The sequence below is a fragment of the Patulibacter sp. NPDC049589 genome, from assembly GCF_040675535.1.
Taxonomy (GTDB): domain Bacteria; phylum Actinomycetota; class Thermoleophilia; order Solirubrobacterales; family Solirubrobacteraceae; genus Patulibacter.
Genome location: NZ_JBFAPC010000076.1, coordinates 1 through 15,972, shown reverse-complemented (window position 1 = coordinate 15,972; position 15,972 = coordinate 1). Strand labels below are relative to the sequence as shown.

Annotated in this window: 16 protein-coding genes; 5 read left to right on the top strand and 11 right to left on the bottom strand. The window is 73.1% G+C overall.

Annotated elements, in window-relative coordinates:
• Nucleotides 1-33: 33 nt before the first annotated feature.
• From AB0L40_RS15200 to AB0L40_RS15170, 7 genes are all read right to left on the bottom strand, one after another.
• The gene (locus AB0L40_RS15200; RefSeq protein ID WP_051472446.1) at nt 34-1,074 is read right to left on the bottom strand and encodes a rod shape-determining protein; all 1,041 of its coding nucleotides are present in this window, start codon (nt 1,072-1,074) and stop codon (nt 34-36) included.
• Between the two features lie 334 nt (nt 1,075-1,408).
• Nucleotides 1,409-1,999 carry a Maf family protein gene (locus AB0L40_RS15195; RefSeq protein ID WP_364355914.1) on the bottom strand — a complete coding sequence of 197 codons (591 nt, stop codon included), beginning with the start codon at nt 1,997-1,999 and terminating at the stop codon, nt 1,409-1,411.
• Nucleotides 2,000-2,074: 75 nt separating this feature from the next.
• Nucleotides 2,075-2,482, bottom strand: a complete 408-nt coding sequence (gene ndk, locus AB0L40_RS15190; protein ID WP_364355911.1) for a nucleoside-diphosphate kinase — start codon at nt 2,480-2,482, stop codon at nt 2,075-2,077.
• A 91-nt stretch (nt 2,483-2,573) separates the two neighbouring features.
• Complete coding sequence (locus tag AB0L40_RS15185) at nt 2,574-3,089, bottom strand: zinc ribbon domain-containing protein (RefSeq protein ID WP_364355908.1); 516 nt, start codon at nt 3,087-3,089, stop codon at nt 2,574-2,576.
• Between the two features lie 77 nt (nt 3,090-3,166).
• Nucleotides 3,167-3,301: a hypothetical protein gene (locus AB0L40_RS15180; protein ID WP_364355905.1), complete on the bottom strand. Its 135-nt coding sequence runs from the start codon at nt 3,299-3,301 to the stop codon at nt 3,167-3,169.
• A gap of 2 nt (nt 3,302-3,303) precedes the next feature.
• Complete coding sequence (locus tag AB0L40_RS15175) at nt 3,304-4,686, bottom strand: cyanophycin synthetase (RefSeq protein ID WP_364355902.1); 1,383 nt, start codon at nt 4,684-4,686, stop codon at nt 3,304-3,306.
• Complete coding sequence (locus tag AB0L40_RS15170) at nt 4,683-7,349, bottom strand: valine--tRNA ligase (protein WP_364355899.1); 2,667 nt, start codon at nt 7,347-7,349, stop codon at nt 4,683-4,685. Before AB0L40_RS15170 ends, AB0L40_RS15175 begins: the two co-directional genes overlap by 4 nt.
• A 165-nt stretch (nt 7,350-7,514) precedes the next feature.
• On the opposite strand from AB0L40_RS15170, the gene AB0L40_RS15165 reads away from it, so the two are divergent.
• The 4 genes from AB0L40_RS15165 (at nt 7,515) to AB0L40_RS15150 (ending at nt 11,714) form a co-directional block, all read left to right on the top strand.
• Nucleotides 7,515-8,339: an alpha/beta fold hydrolase gene (locus tag AB0L40_RS15165; RefSeq protein WP_364355896.1), complete on the top strand. Its 825-nt coding sequence runs from the start codon at nt 7,515-7,517 to the stop codon at nt 8,337-8,339.
• Complete coding sequence (locus AB0L40_RS15160) at nt 8,339-9,616, top strand: FAD-dependent oxidoreductase (RefSeq protein ID WP_364355893.1); 1,278 nt, start codon at nt 8,339-8,341, stop codon at nt 9,614-9,616. The genes AB0L40_RS15165 and AB0L40_RS15160 overlap by 1 nt, the downstream gene beginning before the upstream one ends.
• An 86-nt stretch (nt 9,617-9,702) precedes the next feature.
• Nucleotides 9,703-10,452 carry a DUF1365 domain-containing protein gene (locus AB0L40_RS15155; protein ID WP_364355938.1) on the top strand — a complete coding sequence of 250 codons (750 nt, stop codon included), beginning with the start codon at nt 9,703-9,705 and terminating at the stop codon, nt 10,450-10,452.
• 11 nt (nt 10,453-10,463) lie between these two features.
• Nucleotides 10,464-11,714: a cyclopropane-fatty-acyl-phospholipid synthase family protein gene (locus tag AB0L40_RS15150; protein ID WP_364355890.1), complete on the top strand. Its 1,251-nt coding sequence runs from the start codon at nt 10,464-10,466 to the stop codon at nt 11,712-11,714.
• Between the two features lie 73 nt (nt 11,715-11,787).
• On the opposite strand, the gene AB0L40_RS15145 is transcribed toward AB0L40_RS15150, so the two are convergent.
• From AB0L40_RS15145 to tig, 4 genes are all read right to left on the bottom strand, one after another.
• Nucleotides 11,788-12,087: a hypothetical protein gene (locus AB0L40_RS15145; RefSeq protein ID WP_364355887.1), complete on the bottom strand. Its 300-nt coding sequence runs from the start codon at nt 12,085-12,087 to the stop codon at nt 11,788-11,790.
• Nucleotides 12,088-12,160: 73 nt separating this feature from the next.
• Nucleotides 12,161-13,438: an ATP-dependent Clp protease ATP-binding subunit ClpX gene (clpX, locus tag AB0L40_RS15140; RefSeq protein ID WP_364355884.1), complete on the bottom strand. Its 1,278-nt coding sequence runs from the start codon at nt 13,436-13,438 to the stop codon at nt 12,161-12,163.
• 44 nt (nt 13,439-13,482) lie between these two features.
• Entirely contained in the window at nt 13,483-14,067 is a 585-nt protein-coding gene (locus AB0L40_RS15135) for an ATP-dependent Clp protease proteolytic subunit (RefSeq protein ID WP_304788031.1), read from the bottom strand.
• Nucleotides 14,068-14,292: 225 nt separating this feature from the next.
• Complete coding sequence (tig, locus tag AB0L40_RS15130) at nt 14,293-15,774, bottom strand: trigger factor (protein ID WP_364355880.1); 1,482 nt, start codon at nt 15,772-15,774, stop codon at nt 14,293-14,295.
• 25 nt (nt 15,775-15,799) lie between these two features.
• On the opposite strand from tig, the gene AB0L40_RS15125 reads away from it, so the two are divergent.
• Nucleotides 15,800-15,958: a hypothetical protein gene (locus AB0L40_RS15125; protein WP_364355877.1), complete on the top strand. Its 159-nt coding sequence runs from the start codon at nt 15,800-15,802 to the stop codon at nt 15,956-15,958.
• The last annotated feature ends 14 nt before the right edge of the window (nt 15,959-15,972 follow it).

Below are 15,972 nucleotides of genomic sequence, written 5' to 3'. Positions count from 1 at the left end.
AGGGGGACGTCGGGACGTCGGCGCGCGGAGGGACTAGTAGCGGTTGCGACGGCCGCCGCGGCGCGAGTGCCCGCGGTTCATCCGGTGGATGACCTCGAACTCCTCGAGCGAGCGGCCGGAGCCCACGGCGACGCACGTCAACGGGGACTCTGCCAGGTGTGCGGGCATCTGCGTCTCCTCCCGGAGGCGCTCGTCCAGGCCGCGGAGGAGCGATCCCCCGCCGGCCAGCATGATGCCGCGGTCCATGATGTCGGAGGAGAGCTCCGGCGGGGTGCGGTCCAGCGTCTCCTTCACGGCCTCGATGATGGTCGACAGCGGCTCCTCGAGCGCCGTACGGACCTCCTCGGACGTGATCACGACGGTCTTCGGCAGGCCGGAGACCATGTCGCGGCCGCGGATCTCGGTCTGGACCTCCTCGACCATCGGGTACGCGGACCCGACCTCGAGCTTGACGTCCTCGGCCATCTGGGTGCCGATCAGGAGCTTGTACTCGCGCTTGGCGTAGGCGACGATCGCCTCGTCGAACTCGTCGCCGCCGACGCGGACGGACTGCGAGACGACGATGCCGCCGAGCGAGATCACGGCGACCTCGCTGGTGCCGCCGCCGATGTCGACGACCATCGAGCCGGTCGGCTCGGCGACGGGGAGCCCGGCGCCGATCGCGGCGGCCATGGGCTCCTCGATGAGGTACGCCTGGCGGGCGCCGGCGGAGATCGACGCCTCCTCGACGGCGCGCTTCTCCACGCCGGTGACGCCGGAGGGCACGCAGACGACGACGCGCGGGTGCGCGAAGCGGTTCTGGTGCGCCTTCTGGATGAAGTGCCGGAGCATCTCCTCCGTCACGTCGAAGTCGGCGATGACGCCGTCCTTCAGCGGGCGGATCGCCTGGATCGTGCCCGGCGTGCGGCCGAGCATGCGCTTGGCCTCGATGCCGACGGCGTGGACCTCCCCCGACCGTGAATCGATCGCGACGACGGATGGCTCGGAGAGCACGATCCCGCGGCCGCGGACGTAGACCAGCGTGTTGGCGGTGCCGAGGTCGACCGCCATGTCGCGGCTGCCGATCCCGGTCAGGTAGCTGAAGATGCTCATCGAGGCAGGGTCCGGTTCCGCGGTGTCTCGGGGAACGGGCACTCGTCGGGGGGACGTCGTGCCGCACCACCGCCGCGGAACGATGGCGGAGTCTATCGGAGGGCCGTCTCCGGTCCGCCGGTGCATCCGGGCGTGCAGGGCGCGCGGAATCCCCTGCTTCCACGGGCGTTCCCGGCGGTCGGACCGCCGGAATCCGGTACGGGGTCGCCTGGGCGACCCGCTCAGGCCGGTGTGGCATCGGCCGGGGCGCCCGCGGGGCCGCCGGGGCGCGGACGGACGGCGCCCGCTGGGCGGTGCCGCAGCGGACGGACGGCGATCACCGCAGGATGTCGGGGAGCTCTCGGGACAGGAGCGCCACGGGCAACCCGACGACGGTCCACCAGTCCCCCTCGACGCCGTCGACGAGCAGCGATCCGCGCAGCTGGATGGCGTAGCCGCCAGCCCGGCCCTGCCACTCCCCCGTGCCGACGTACCAGTCGACGTCGGCGGCCGAGAGCGCGCGGAAGCGGACGAGCGTCGTGTCGGCGGACGCGAGCAGCGTCCCGTCGGCGGCGCCCGGCCCGCCGGCCCGCACCACCGCCGCGGCCGACGCCACGTGGTGCCCCGCGCCGGACCAGCGGCGGAGCATCGCGGCGGCCCCCGCGGCGTCGGCGGGCTTGCCGACTGCGCGGGGCACGTCGCCGGAGCCGTCGACGATCACCGTGTCGGACCCGAGCACGAGGGTCCCGGCGGGCTCGTCGCGGGCGACGGCGCGGGCCTTCAGCAGGGCGTTCGCGACCGCGACGTCCACGGGGTCGCCGTCGGACGTCTCCTCGACGTCCGGGACCCGCACGCGGTGCGCGACGGCCAGGGTCTCGAGGATCGCCCGGCGCTGCGGGGACCCGGAGGCCAGGACGAGGTCGCTCACCGGCGGGGACCCCGTCCGGGGGTGGGCGACCACGGCGCGGGGACCGTCCCCGGGCGGGCCGCCCCGCTCATCGGCTCAGCCGATCTCCGGGAAGAAGCGCTTGATCTCGATCTCGGCGTTCTCGTCCGAGTCGGAGCCGTGGACGACGTTCTCGCCGGCCTCGATGGCCAGGTCGCCGCGGATCGAGCCGGTCGCGGCCTCGAGCGGGTTGGTCGCGCCGATGATCTGGCGGGCGACCTCGACGGCCGACGGGCCCTCGAGGATCGCGGCGACGACGGGGCTCTGGACCATGAAGGAGACGAGCTCGCCGAAGAACGGCTTGTCGTTGAGGTGCGCGTAGTGCTCCTCGACGACCGCGGTCTCCAGCGCGACGAGCTTGAGCTGCTGGAGCTTCAGGCCCTTGCGCTCGAAGCGGCCGAGCACGTCGCCGACGAGCTGGCGCTGGACGCCGTCCGGCTTCACGAGGATGAGGGTGCGGGACATGGGAGGTCGCTTCCTGCGCGGCGCACCGCGCGTCGGGTCTACGGACGCCGGAAAGTGAAGCAGCCGCGCGCCCGGACCGCCGTCCGGGTCGCTATGCCTGTTGCTCGGTCTCGCGCGCTTCCGTGCGGCCGCGACGGCGACGGCGGGGCGTGCGGCCCTCGATCTCGGTCTCGCAGTACGGGCAGATCCGCCACTCGGGGTCGAGCGGGCGGGCGCAGCCCGTGCACTGGTCCCGGAGCTTCTTCAGGCACGACGGGCAGCGGAGGAAGTCCTTCTGCACCTGGTACTCGCAGTGCGGGCAGAGCAGGACGCCGGACTGCAGGAGGCGCGCCTCGGCGGCCTGCATCTCGAGCTCGCGCTCGCGGACGTCGTCCAGGTACTCGGGGGGCCGCACGACCATGTAGATGACCGTGCCCGCGAACGGCAGCACGAGCGCGGCGATGGTGGCCGTGCCGATGAGGACCGGGTCGGTGATCCGCCGGCGGGCGTCGGCCCACGTGTAGTAGACCAGCGCGAGCCAGATCAGGACGACGAAGAGCACGAGCAGCTTGACGACCACGTCGAGCGTCGAGTTGTCGATGCCGAAGACGGCGAGGAGATCAGGCATGGGGATCAGTCATGTGGATCACAGGGCGGGTGTTCGCCGTCGCGGGGGGTGATTCCTTGCCGCGAGGGCGGATTGGTTCAGACGAAGGCCCGTCCGAGGCCGTAGCCGATCCCGAAGAACACCAGGATCACGAGCGCGACGACGGCCGCCACGGCCAGCACCATGCGGAGCACCGGGATGGAGTCGTCGTGGCGAGGGGTCGTCGGGGCCATGGTCAGAACCGCGCTCCCGGGCCGGCGCCGGGTCCTCGGCGGAGGTCGGCGACCAGGTGCAGGGATCCGGTGACGAGCACCGTACCGCGCGGACCAGCCAGTGTACGGGCCTGCGCGAGCGCACCGTGCGCACCCGGCACGACGTGGACCTCGCGACCCGACAGCGCGGCGACGGCGGTGAGGCCGAGCGCCTCGGCCTCGAGCCGCCGCGGGTTCGACGGCGCGGTCGCCACGAGGACGTCGCACCAGCGCTCCAGCGCCGCGAGCATCCCGGCCGGGTCCTTGTCGTCGAGCACGCCGACGACGGCGACCAGCGGCCGCGACGGCGCGGCGGCGTCCAGCGCGTCGGCCAGGGCCTGGAAGCCGGCCTCGTTGTGCGCGCCGTCGTGGATCACGGTGACCCCGTCCTCGCCGGGCGCCGGGCGCTCCATGACCTCGAAGCGGCCGGGGACGACGACGCGCGTGGCGACGTCGCGCTCGGCGACCGGGTCGCGGCTGAGCTCGCCGTCGCCGGCGCGGACCAGGTGCGCGCCGACCGCCGCGATCGCGGTGGCGAGGTTGCGGCGCTGGTAGTGGGCGGCGCCGGGGGTCGGGACGTCGGCGCCGGGGTCGGCGGCGGCCTCTACGACCGTCCCGGCCTGCTCGGCGGCGCGGGCCTCGGCGACGTCGTGCGCCGAGGGCGGGAGCCCGTCGGCGAGCACCAGCACGCCGCCGGGCCGGAGGACCGCGACCTTCTCGGCCGCGATCGCCGCGACGGTGTCGCCGAGCCAGCGGGTGTGCTCGAGCGAGATCGACGTGAGGACGGCGACGGGCGGGCGGCGCTCGCCGTCGGGGCCCGGCGGGCGGCGCTGCGGGAGCACGTTGGTGGCGTCCCAGCGGCCGCCGAGACCGGCCTCGACCATGGCGCACTCGACGCCGGCGTCGGCCAGCACGAGGAACGCGGCGGCGGTGACGGCCTCGAACTGCGTCACCGGGCCGTCGATCGGCTCGGCGCCCTCGGCCGTGCCGGACTCGAGCTCCTCGGCGGCGGCCCGGACGCGCGCGATGGCGTCGGCGAAGGCTCCCGGGTCCGCGGGCGCGCCGTCGACCAGCACGCGCTCGCGGAAGGACACGAGGTGCGGCGACACGTACGCGCCGGCGCGCACGCCGCGGGCCGCCAGCAGCGCGGCGGCCATCGTCACGGTCGACGTCTTGCCGTTGGAGCCGACGACGTGAATCGCCTCGAAGCGCTCCTGGGGGTCGCCGAGCCGGCGCAGCAGCGCGACCATCCGGTCCAGGCCGGGGCGGATGCCGAACAGCTCGCGGCCCAGCAGCCAGGCCTCCGCCCGCTGCAGCCGCTCGTCGGCGTGGACCTCGCCCTCACCGGGCGGGACGCCGAGGATCACAGCGTGCGGAGCTCCTCGCGCAGGGCCTCGACCTTCGCGCGCTCGGCGGCCACGACGTCCGCAGGGGCGCGGGAGGCGAACTTCTCGTTCGCCAGGCGCGCCTCGGTGGAGCTGATCTGCTTCTCGACCTCGGCGCGGCGCTTCTCCACCCGGGCCCGCTCGGCCTCGGGGTCGACGTGCTCGCCGGCGAGGATCGACAGCTGGCCGCCGGGGATCGCGACGGGGACGGCGTCGCCGGCGTCCTCCGACGGCTCCAGGCGGGCCAGGCGGGCGATCAGGTCGCGGGCCTCGTCGTCGTAGCCGTCGGCCTCCAGGCGGACCGGCAGGACCGGGCCGGGCGGCACGTTGGCGCCGTTGCGCCACGAGCGGACGGTCGTGATGACGTCGATGACGCGGCCGAGCCGCTCCTCGGCGGCGGGCGAGAGCAGCGCGTCGTCGGGGGCCGGGAGGGGAGCGGTGGCCACGAGTCCGTCCGTGGCCGGCAGGCCCTCCCAGGCGTCCTCGGTGACGAACGGGATGACCGGGTGCGCGATCTGGAGCGTCCGGCGCAGGGCCCAGCCGAGCACGCGGGCGAGGTCCGGGTCGGTCGCGGCGTCGCGGCCCTTGACGAGCTCGAGGTACCAGTCGCAGAGCTCGCCGTAGACGAAGTCGTAGAGCCCGAGCGCCGCCTTGGCGAAGTCGTACTCGTCGATCCGCTGCGCCGTCTCGCGCGCGATCCGCTCGGTGCGGGAGACGATCCAGCGGTCCTCGAGGCGGGTCGGCAGCGTGTCGGCCGTGACGCCGGCGCCGGCCAGGTCGGGGTTCTCGTCCAGCCGGCCGACGGCGAAGCGCACGGCGTTGGAGAGCTTCGTGACGAGCTGCTTGCCCTGCGCGATCTTCTCCTCGGAGAAGCGGACGTCCTGCGTCGAGGACATCGCCAGCAGGCCGAACCGCACCGCGTCGGCGCCGTAGGCGGGGAAGTCGCCCGGGTCCTCGAGCTTGCCGTGCTTGCCCTTCTTCGCGAAGACCTCGGGCCGCGGGCCGCCGTCGATCAGCGCCAGCGGGTCGATGCCGGTGCCCAGCGACTTGCTCATCCGGCGGCCGTCCGGCGCCTGGATGACCGAGTGGCAGTAGACGTCGGTGAACGGCACGTCGCCGGCGAAGCGCAGGCCGGTCATGACCATCCGGGCGACCCAGAGGAAGAGGATGTCGCGCGCCGTCGAGAGGACCGACGTCGGGTAGAACGCGCGCAGCTCGGGCGTGTCCTCGGGCCAGCCGAGCGTCGCGAACGGCCAGAGCGCCGACGAGAACCAGGTGTCCAGGACGTCGGGGTCCCGCTCCCAGCCCTCGCCTTCGGGGGCCGTGGTGCCGCAGTAGACCTCCTCGTCGCCGGCGTTCCCGGTGGGGTTCCGGTACCACACGGGGATCTGGTGGCCCCACCAGAGCTGGCGCGAGAGGACCCACGGGCGGATCTCGTCCAGCCACGTCAGGTAGCGGCGCGACTGGCTCTCCGGGTGGATGCGGACGCGGCCGTCGCGGACGACGTCGGCGGCCGGCTTCGCCAGCGACTCCATCCGCATGAACCACTGCAGCGAGATCAGCGGCTCGATGCGCTCGCCGGAGCGCTGCGAGAACGGGACCGTGTGGACGTAGGGCTCCTCGCCGCGCAGGGCGCCGGACGCGCGCAGCGCCTCGACGATCGCGGTCCGGGCCTCGGCCGTCTTCAGGCCCTCGAACTCCGCGGCGAAGCCGCCGGTGATCCGGCCGTCCTCGCCGATGACGTTCAGCGGCTGCAGCCCGTGGCGGTTCCCGATCTCGAAGTCGTTGGGGTCGTGCGCCGGCGTGATCTTCAGGCAGCCGGTGCCGAAGTCCGTCTTGACGTAGTCGTCGCCGATGATCGGCAGCTCGCGGCCGACGAACGGCAGCGTCACCGTCGACCCGATCAGGTGCGCGAAGCGCTCGTCCTGCGGGTTGACCGCCACGGCGACGTCGCCGAGCATCGTCTCGGGCCGGACCGTCGCGACGACGACCTCGGTCAGGTCGCCGACCGGGGTGGTCAGCGGGTAGGCGATCTCGAAGAGCGTGTCGGTCTCCTCGCGATCCTCGACCTCGAGGTCCGAGATCGCCGACCGCGAGCCCGGGTCCCAGTTGACGAGGTAGGTGTCGCGGTAGATCAGGCCCTGCTCGTAGAGCTCGACGAAGACCTTGAGGACGGCCTCGTGGTAGCCCTCGTCCATCGTGAAGCGCTCGTGCGCGTAGTCCGCGGAGCAGCCCAGGCGCCGGAACTGGCCGATGATCGTGCCGCCGTACTGCTGCCGCCACGCCTGCGTGCGCTCCAGGAACGCCTCGCGGCCGACCTCCTCTCGGGAGGTGCCCTCGGCGACCAGCGCCTGCTCGACCTTCGTCTGCGTGGCGATGCCGGCGTGGTCCGTGCCGACGGTCCAGCGGACCCGCTTGCCGCGCATCCGGTTCAGGCGTACGAGGGCGTCCTGGATGGAGCCGTTGAGCGCGTGGCCCATGTGCAGCGCGCCCGTGACGTTCGGCGGCGGGATGGCGACGGAGAAGGTCTCCCCCGTCCCGTCCTCCGGATCCGACGCGAAGACGCCGGCGTCCTCCCAGCGCGCGAAGACCTCGGGCTCCACCTCCGAGGGCTCGTAGCGCGTCGTGTCGGGCGATTCGGGCATCACCCTGAGTCTAAGATCCCCCCCGGAAATGCGTGGGCACCTTCACGACGCCACCCCCGCCGAGCGTCCAGGCCCGGGCCCCGGTCCCGCGCGCTCGCACCCCCGGGCGCGGGGGCCGGCGGACGCCCCGCATCCGCCACGGACGACGCGACGTACGTTGGAGTGATGGCCATGTACCTCCAGCGGCACGCGTCGCGCAGCGGGCGGCGCGACGTCGCGCCACCCGTCGTCCTGATCCACGGCCTCGGCGGCGACCGCCGCACCTGGGCCCCCGTGATCCCCGGGCTCACCGAGTTCTACGACGTCGTCGTCGTCGAGCTGCCGGGCTCCGGCGACTCGCGGTCCCTGCCCTCGAACGTCGACCCGACCCCCCAGGCGCTCGCCGAGGCCGTGCTCGCCCGGCTCCGGCAGGAGGGCATCCGCCGCTTCCACGCGATCGGCCACGGGCTGGGCGGGTGGGTCGCGCTCGAGCTCGCGGAGAAGGAGACCGACGGCGTCATCTCGGTCACGGGCCTCGCCCCCGCCGGCTTCTGGCCGCACCCGTCCGGCGAGCGGCAGCGCCGCGCGATCCGCAACGCCAAGCGCTGGGCCGTCCTCACGCCGCTGGTCTTCACCCTCCCGTTCATGCGCAACGGCCTCTTGGTCGGCACGCTCGGCGGGCCCGGCGGCCTCGGCTACGGCGAGGGCCTCGAGATCATGCGCGGCTACACCGCCTCCTCGGACGAGGGCCGCGTCAACGACGCGATGCTCGCGCAGGTCTACAACGTCACCCGCCGGCTCACGCCGCTGGCCAAGCGGATCCCCGTCTTCCTCGTCTGGGCCGCGGAGGACCGGATGGTCACGCCGCCGGCGGTCAGCCCGCCCGAGGGCGTCTTCCAGCACGTCATCCAGGGAGCCGGCCACATGCCGACCTACGACCAGCCCGACCGCACCGTCGAGGTCCTGCTCGCCGCCGTCGACAAGGGCCTGATGCTGGCCGAGGCGGCCTGATGCGGGTCGCCGTCGTGGGCACCGGCAGCGCCGGCCTGGCCTGCGCCCACCGGCTCGCCGAGCAGCACGACGTCGCGATCTTCGAGTCCGACGACCGCCCCGGCGGCCACACGCACACGCGCGACGTGCACGTCGACGGCGGCACGTTCCCGGTCGACTCGGGCTTCATCGTCTGCAACGACCACACGTACCCGAACTTCCTCGCGCTGATGGACGAGCTCGGCGTGCCGCTGCGGCCGACGACCATGAGCTTCGGCGTGACGGCCCGCGAGTTCGACTTCGAGTACCACGCCGAGTCGCTGAACGGGCTCTTCGCGCAGCGCCGCAACGCGGTCGACCCGCGCTTCCTGCGGATGGTCGCCGAGTACGTGCGCTTCAACCGCGTCGCGCGCCGCTTCCTCGCGTCCGGCGACGAGACGACGTCGCTGCGCGAGCTGCTGCGCCGCGAGCGCTTCTCGGCGTGGTTCGCCGAGCGGCTGATCGTCCCCCAGGCCAGCGCGGTCTGGTCGGCGGACCCCGCGCAGCTGTGGGCGTTCCCGGCGATCTTCCTGATCCGCTTCTTCGCGAACCACGGGATGCTCTCGCTGCGCGACCGCCCCCAGTGGATGACGGTCGTCGGCGGCTCGCGGGCCTACGTCGACGCGCTGCTCGCGCCGCTGCAGGACCGCGTGTCCCTCGGCGCGCCGGTCGTCGGCGTGACGCGCCACCCCGACCACGCGACGCTCCGCACGGCCGACGGCGGGGCCGAGTCCTTCGACCACGTGGTCCTGGCCTGCCACAGCGACCAGGCGCTGGCGATGCTCGAGGACCCGACCGACGCCGAGCGCGCCGTCCTCGGTGCGATCCCGTACCAGGAGAACACCGCGACGCTGCACACCGACGTCTCGGTCATGCCGCGCCGGCGCGCCGCGTGGTCCAGCTGGAACGCGCACCTGTTGCGCGAGCCCAAGGACCGCGCGACGCTGACGTACGACATGAACCGGCTCCAGGGCTTCGACACGCCGACCCGGCTGCTCGTCACGCTGAACATGGACGAGGCGATCGCCCAGGAGCGGGTACTGGAGAGGATGGTGTACCACCACCCCGTCTTCACCTCACCGGGCCTCGTCGCCCAGCGCCGGTGGTCCGAGATCTCCGGGCCCGGCGGCCGGACGCACTACGCCGGCGCCTACTGGCGGTGGGGGTTCCACGAGGACGGCGTGTGGAGCGGCCTGCGCGTCGCGCGCAGCCTCGGCAGCACCGTCCCCCTCCACGAGCCCCAGCCGGCGCTCGCGTGAGCGGCGGGCCCCAGGCGGCCTCTCCCGCTCCCGCCCCCACCGCGCCGCCGGTCCCGCCGGCCGCGGTCGCCGGATCGGCCGTCTACCTGGGCGACATCCGCCACCGGCGCCACCTGCCCCGGGAGCACCGCTTCGCCTACCCGACGGCGATGCTGCTGCTGGACCTCGACGAGCTGCCCGGCGTGCTGGACGGCCACCGCGGCTGGGGCGTCGAGCGCCGCGCGGCCCTGTCGTTCCGGCGCGCCGACCACCACGGCGACCCGTCCGTCCCGCTGGCCACGGCGATCCGGGACACCGTCGAGGAGCGGACCGGCCGCCGCCCCGCCGGACCGGTCCGGCTGCTGACGAAGCCGCGGATCCTGGGCCGCGACTTCAACCCCGTGACGTTCGCGTACTGCTTCGCCGCGGACGGGCGCACGCTCCAGGCCGTGCTGGCCGAGGTCACCAACACGCCGTGGGGCGAGCACCACGCCTACGTCGTCGACGTCCGCGACGCCGACGACCCGCACGACGCCCAGGCCGGCCGCGGCCAGCTCACCTGGGGCATCGACAAGGCCTTCCACGTCTCACCGTTCATGACGATGGACCACCGCTACCGCTGGCGCCTCGGCGTCCCGGGCGAGCGGCTCACCGTGCACCTGGAGAGCCACCGTGCCGGCGAGCGCGTCTTCGACGCCACCCTCACGCTGCGGCGTCGACCGCTCGACGCGGCGGGGCTCCGCGCGTTCGTCCGGCGCCAGCCGCTCGGGACGATCGCCGACGTCGTCCGCATCTACGGCCACGCCCTGGCGCTGGCCGCCAAGCGCGTCCCCCACTTCCCGCACCCCGATCGCTGATCCGCCCACCGATGCCCCGAATCCTCTCCGACGACACCGCCCGCTCGATCTCCCTCCGGATCCTGCGGGCCACCGACCACGGCGAGCTGCTGGTGCGCGAGCCCGACGGCCGCGAGCACCGCTTCGGCACCGTCGGCGCGCCCCTGCGCGGCGAGATCCGGCTCCACGACGAGGGCGTCTGGCGGCAGTTCCTGCGCGGCTCGCTCGGCGTCGGCGAGACGTACGCGGAGGGCCGCTGGTCCAGCCCGGACCTCGTCTCGCTCGTCGCGGTCGGCGCGCGCAACATGCCGGCGTTCGACCGCCTGCGCGGCCGCTTCCGCCATCTCCTCACGCCGGTCCAGCACGTCCGCAACGGCGCCCGCAACACCGTCGCCCGCGCCCGCAAGCAGATCTCGGCGCACTACGACCTGAGCAACGACCTCTTCGCGCTCTTCCTCGACCCGACGATGAGCTACTCGTGCGCGGTCTTCGAGCGCCCGGAGATCGACCTCGAGGCCGCCCAGGTCGAGAAGCTCGACCGACTCTGCCGCAAGCTGAGCCTGGAGCCCGGCATGTCGCTGGTGGAGATCGGCACCGGCTGGGGCGCCCTGGCGATCCACGCCGCCCGCGAGTACGGCGTCGAGGTCACGACGACGACGATCAGCCGCGAGCAGCACGCGCTGGCCCGCCGGCGCATCGACGAGGCCGGCCTGGCCGACCGCATCGACCTGCGGCTGGAGGACTACCGCGACCTGACCGGCCAGTACGACCGGCTGGTGTCCGTCGAGATGATCGAGGCCGTCGGCTGGCGCGACCTGCCGACCTTCTACCAGCGCTGCGACGCGCTCCTGAAGGAGGACGGCCTGATGGCCGTCCAGGCGATCACGATCGACGACGGCGCGTACGAGATCGAGAAGCGCCAGCGGAGCTTCATCAACACGATGATCTTCCCGGGCGGGTGCCTGCCGTCCCAGCGGGTGATGGGCCGGCTCGTCACGACCGACACGCGCCTGCGCACCGTGGACGTCGAGGACCTCACCCCGCACTACGCCGAGACGCTGCGCCGCTGGCGCGTCACGTTCAACGAGCGCCTCGACGAGGTCCGCGCCCTCGGCTACGACGAGTGCTTCATCCGGCTCTGGGACCTCTACCTCGCCTACTGCCAAGCGGGCTTCCAGGAGCGCCGGATCGAGCTCGTGCAGGAGGTCTACGCGGCCCCCGGCTACGCGGTGGCGGCCGAGCAGCAGGTGCTCGACGCCCGGCTGACGCCGGCCGCCGCCTGAGGGGCGACTGACTCGCGGGGCCGGCGGCGCGACGGCCCGCCCCGCGAACTGCGCGGCGCCGCGCCCCGGCCGCTCAGCGGCGCTTGTTCTTCCGCGCCGCGCGCAGCCCGACCGTGGTGATCGCGGCCCGCGAGCCGAGCGCCTTGAGGTCGAGCTTGGCGGTGAGCGCGCGGAACTCCGCCTGCTCCTTCGCCGTCAACCGCGTCGGGACGCCCTTGCTGGCCTTCAGCAAGCCGATCAGGCGCGTACGCTCCTTCGGCGTCAGCTGCGCCTGCCAGTGGGCGTGGCCCTCGCGCAGCAGGTCGAGGACGAGCAGCCATGGGACGGCACGCCGCCCGAGCAGTCGGGCGGGGGTGCGGCGGAGGATCGACATCGCCGGGACGCTACCCGGCGACGAGCGTCCGCACGCCACGAGCGCGGGAAGGGCGGTCCGGCCGCCCTCGTCCCTACGCGCTCTCGGCGATGTCGTCGTGGTCGTCGCCCGCGACGGCCTCGGTGACGAGCGTCGGCCGGCGCCCGTCGGAGATCGTCTCGCGGGTGACGACGCACTTGCGCACGTCGCGGCGGCTCGGCAGCTCGAACTGCACGTCGAGCAGGGCCTCCTCGAGGATCGACCGCAGGCCGCGGGCCCCGGTCTCGCGCTCGAGCGCCTTGTCGGCGACGGCGTCGAGCGACTCGTCGGCGAAGACGAGCTCGATGTCGTCGAAGTCGAACGACGCCTGGAACTGCTTGACCAGCGCGTTCTTCGGCTCGGTGAGGATCGTGATCAGGTCGCCGCGCGACAGCTGGCGCACGGCGGTGACGACCGGCAGGCGGCCGATGAACTCGGGGATCAGGCCGTACTCGACGAGGTCCTCGGGCAGCGCGTGCTCGAAGAGGCGGTCGGCGGGCAGGTCCTCGTGCTTCTCGGCCTCGGCGTCGACGAAGCCGACGGAGCGCTGGCCGGTGCGGCGCTTGACGACGTCGTCGAGGCCCGCGAAGGCGCCGCCACAGATGAACAGGATGTTCGTCGTGTCGATCGTCAGGAACTCCTGGTGCGGGTGCTTGCGCCCGCCCTGCGGCGGCACCGACGCCTGGGTGCCCTCGAGGATCTTCAGGAGCGCCTGCTGCACGCCCTCGCCGGAGACGTCGCGCGTGATCGACGGGTTGTCGGCCTTGCGGGCGATCTTGTCGATCTCGTCGATGTAGATGATCCCGGTCTCGGCCTTCTTCACGTCGAAGTCGGCGGCCTGGATCAGCTTCAGGAGGATGTTCTCGACGTCCTCGCCGACGTAGCCGGCCTCGGTCAGCGCCGTGGCGTCGGCGATCGCGAACGGGACGTTGAGGATGCGGGCGAGCGTCTGGGCGAGCAGCGTCTTGCCGCAGCCCGTCGGCCCGAGCATGAGGATGTTCGACTTCTGCAGCTCGACCTCGATGTCGGCGCGCTGCGCCAGCCGGACCCGCTTGTAGTGGTTGTAGACCGCGACGGCGAGGGTGCGCTTGGCGGCGTCCTGCCCCACGACGTACTCGTCGAGGATGCCGAAGATCTCCTGCGGCTTGGGCAGGTGCTCGACGTCGAAGCCGGGCTGCGCCGAGAGCTCCTCGTCGATGATCTCGTTGCAGAGCTCGATGCACTCGTCGCAGATGTAGACGCCCGGACCGGCGATCAGCTTCTTCACCTGGCGCTGCGACTTGCCGCAGAACGAGCAGAGGAGCTGCTCGCCGCTCTCGGTGGCTCGGGCCATGGTCGTCGCGTCCGTTCCGGGGTCTCTCGGGATGGGTCCGGCCGTCAGGCCTTCGAGACCACGTTGTCGATGATCCCGTAGGCCTTGGCCTCCTCGGGATCCATGAAGTAGTCGCGCTCGGTGTCCTTCTTCACCTTCTCGAGCGGGGTGCCCGAGTGGTGGGAGATGATCTGGTCGAGCTTGCCGCGCAGCTCGATGATCTCCCGCGCGTGGATGTCGACGTCCGTGGCCTGGCCCTGGAAGCCGGAGCTCACCTGGTGGATCAGGATCTTCGAGTTCGGCAGCGACATGCGCTTGCCCGGCGCGCCACCGGAGAGGATGACGGCGCCCATCGACATCGCGATGCCGACGCAGATCGTCCGCACCTGCGGCTTGATCATCTGCATCGTGTCGTAGATCGCCAGACCGGCGTAGACGGAGCCGCCCGGCGAGTTGATGTAGATCGAGATGTCCTTGTCCTCGTCGTCGGACGCGAGGTGCAGGAGCTGCGCGACGATGAGGTTGGCGATCTGGTCGTCGACCGGCGTGCCCAGGAAGATGATCCGCTCGTTCAGGAGGCGGCTGTAGATGTCGAACGCGCGCTCGCCGCGGGCGGTCTGCTCGACGACCATGGGGACCATCGGACTCATGCTGGGGTTCCCTCTTCGGTGTGGGGCGGAAGGGTCCTGCCGGGCGCCGTGACGCCCGCGGACCGAACTGCGGACTGGACTGCGAACTACCTGCTCGTGAGCCTACCAACCGGCGCCGCGGCCTCCGCCCGCAGGGACGGCGGCCCGGCGCCGGCCGGACTCACGGGCCGCCGACCGCGCGGCTCCCCCGTCGGCGGGGGAGCGGCGGCCGGCGCGGAGCGGGGCTCAGGCCTCGGTCTGCGCGCTCTCGGCCGGGGCGTCGTCGCCCTCGGCGGGAGCGTCCGCCGCGGCGTCGTCGGACGCCTCGTCGGCGGGCTGCTCGTCGGCCCACGGGCGACCGCCGCCGGTGGCGGCGTCCTCGCCGGGCTCCGGGGTCCAGAGCAGCCCCTTCGCCTTCGCGTCCTCGACGGAGACCGCGGTGGCCGCCTCGACGAGCTTCTCGATGGCCTGCTGCTGGGCGACGTCGGAGACGAGCTCGTCGCGGTGGCCGTCGCGCTCGAGCCGCTTCAGCAGCTTCTCGGGCGTGGTGCCCTGCTGGGCGGCCGGAGCGTTCAGGACGTCGAGCAGGTCGCCGTCGCCGGGCGCGATGCCCTCCTGGACGATGTAGGCCTCGACGGCGGCCTCGCGGCGGAGCGAGCGGGAGGCCTCGGGCGCGGCCTCGCCGATCAGCTCCTCCTCGGACTTGCCGGACATCTGGAAGTACAGCTCGCGCTGGATGCCCTGCTGGGCCAGCTGGTTCAGCGTGCGGTCCAGCAGCTCGGAGGCGCGGGCGCGGGCGAGCGAGTCCGGGATCTCGACCTCGGCCTTGAGCATCAGGGTGTCGATGACGGCCTCGCGGAACTCGCGCTCCACGGCGGAGCCGTCCTCCTCGCTGATGCGCTGGCCGATGTCCTCGCGCAGCTCGTCCAGCGTGTCGACGCCGGCGGCCTCCTCGGCGAACTCGTCGTTCAGCTCCGGGAGCTGCTTCTCCTGGACCTCGTGGACCGTGACGGAGAAGATCGCCTCGACGCCCTGCAGCTGCTCGGCGCCGTAGTCGTCGGGGAACTGCACGGTGACGTCGCGGTCCTCGCCGCCCTTGGCGCCCTGCAGCTGGTCCTCGAAGCCGGGGACGAGGCGGCCGGAGCCGAGCTCGACGAGCTGGTCGCGACCGGCGCCGCCGTCGAACTCCTCGCCGTCGATCCGGCCGACGAAGCTGATGAGGACGGTGTCGCCCTCCTTCGCCTCGCGCTCGACCGCGACGAGCTTCGCCTGGCGCTCGCGCAGCTGCTCGATCTCCTTCTCGACGCGCTCGGCGTCGGCGACGGGCTCGCGGCGGCCGACCTCGAAGGGCTCGAGGCTGCCCAGCGTCGCCGTCGGGCGGATGCTGATCTCGAAGTCGAACGCGAGCGGCTGGCCGGCGGCGGGAGCCTCGCCGATGTTCACCTCGGGCTCGCCGACGGTCTTGATGTCGGCCTCCTCGATCGCCGCGACGAGCCACGTGCCCATCGAGCGGCGCAACGTCTCGTCGAGGACGGTCTCGCGGCCGTAGCGGCGGATCACCACCGGCGGCGGGACCTTGCCCTGTCGGAAGCCCGGCATGCGGAGGTCGCGGGCGAGCACCTTGGCGGTGTCGAGCAGTGCCTGCTCGAGCGCCTTGGTGGTCACCTCGGCCTCGACCTTGACGCGGGAATCGGGGAGTTCGGTGACGGTCGTGGAGACAGCGGACATGAGAATCGGCAACGATAGCGGCGCGATGCGCACCGAGGCTCCCACGCGGCTGGACCGCGCCGTCCTGACCGTCGTCTCCGGCCCCGTCGGGCACCTCGTCGGGACGCTGCTCGAGGTCGGGGCGGCGCTGGTCGGGATCGCCGCGGCACGGCTGCGCGCGGGGCTCCGCCGCGGCGGTCGCTGAACGGTCCGCGCGCC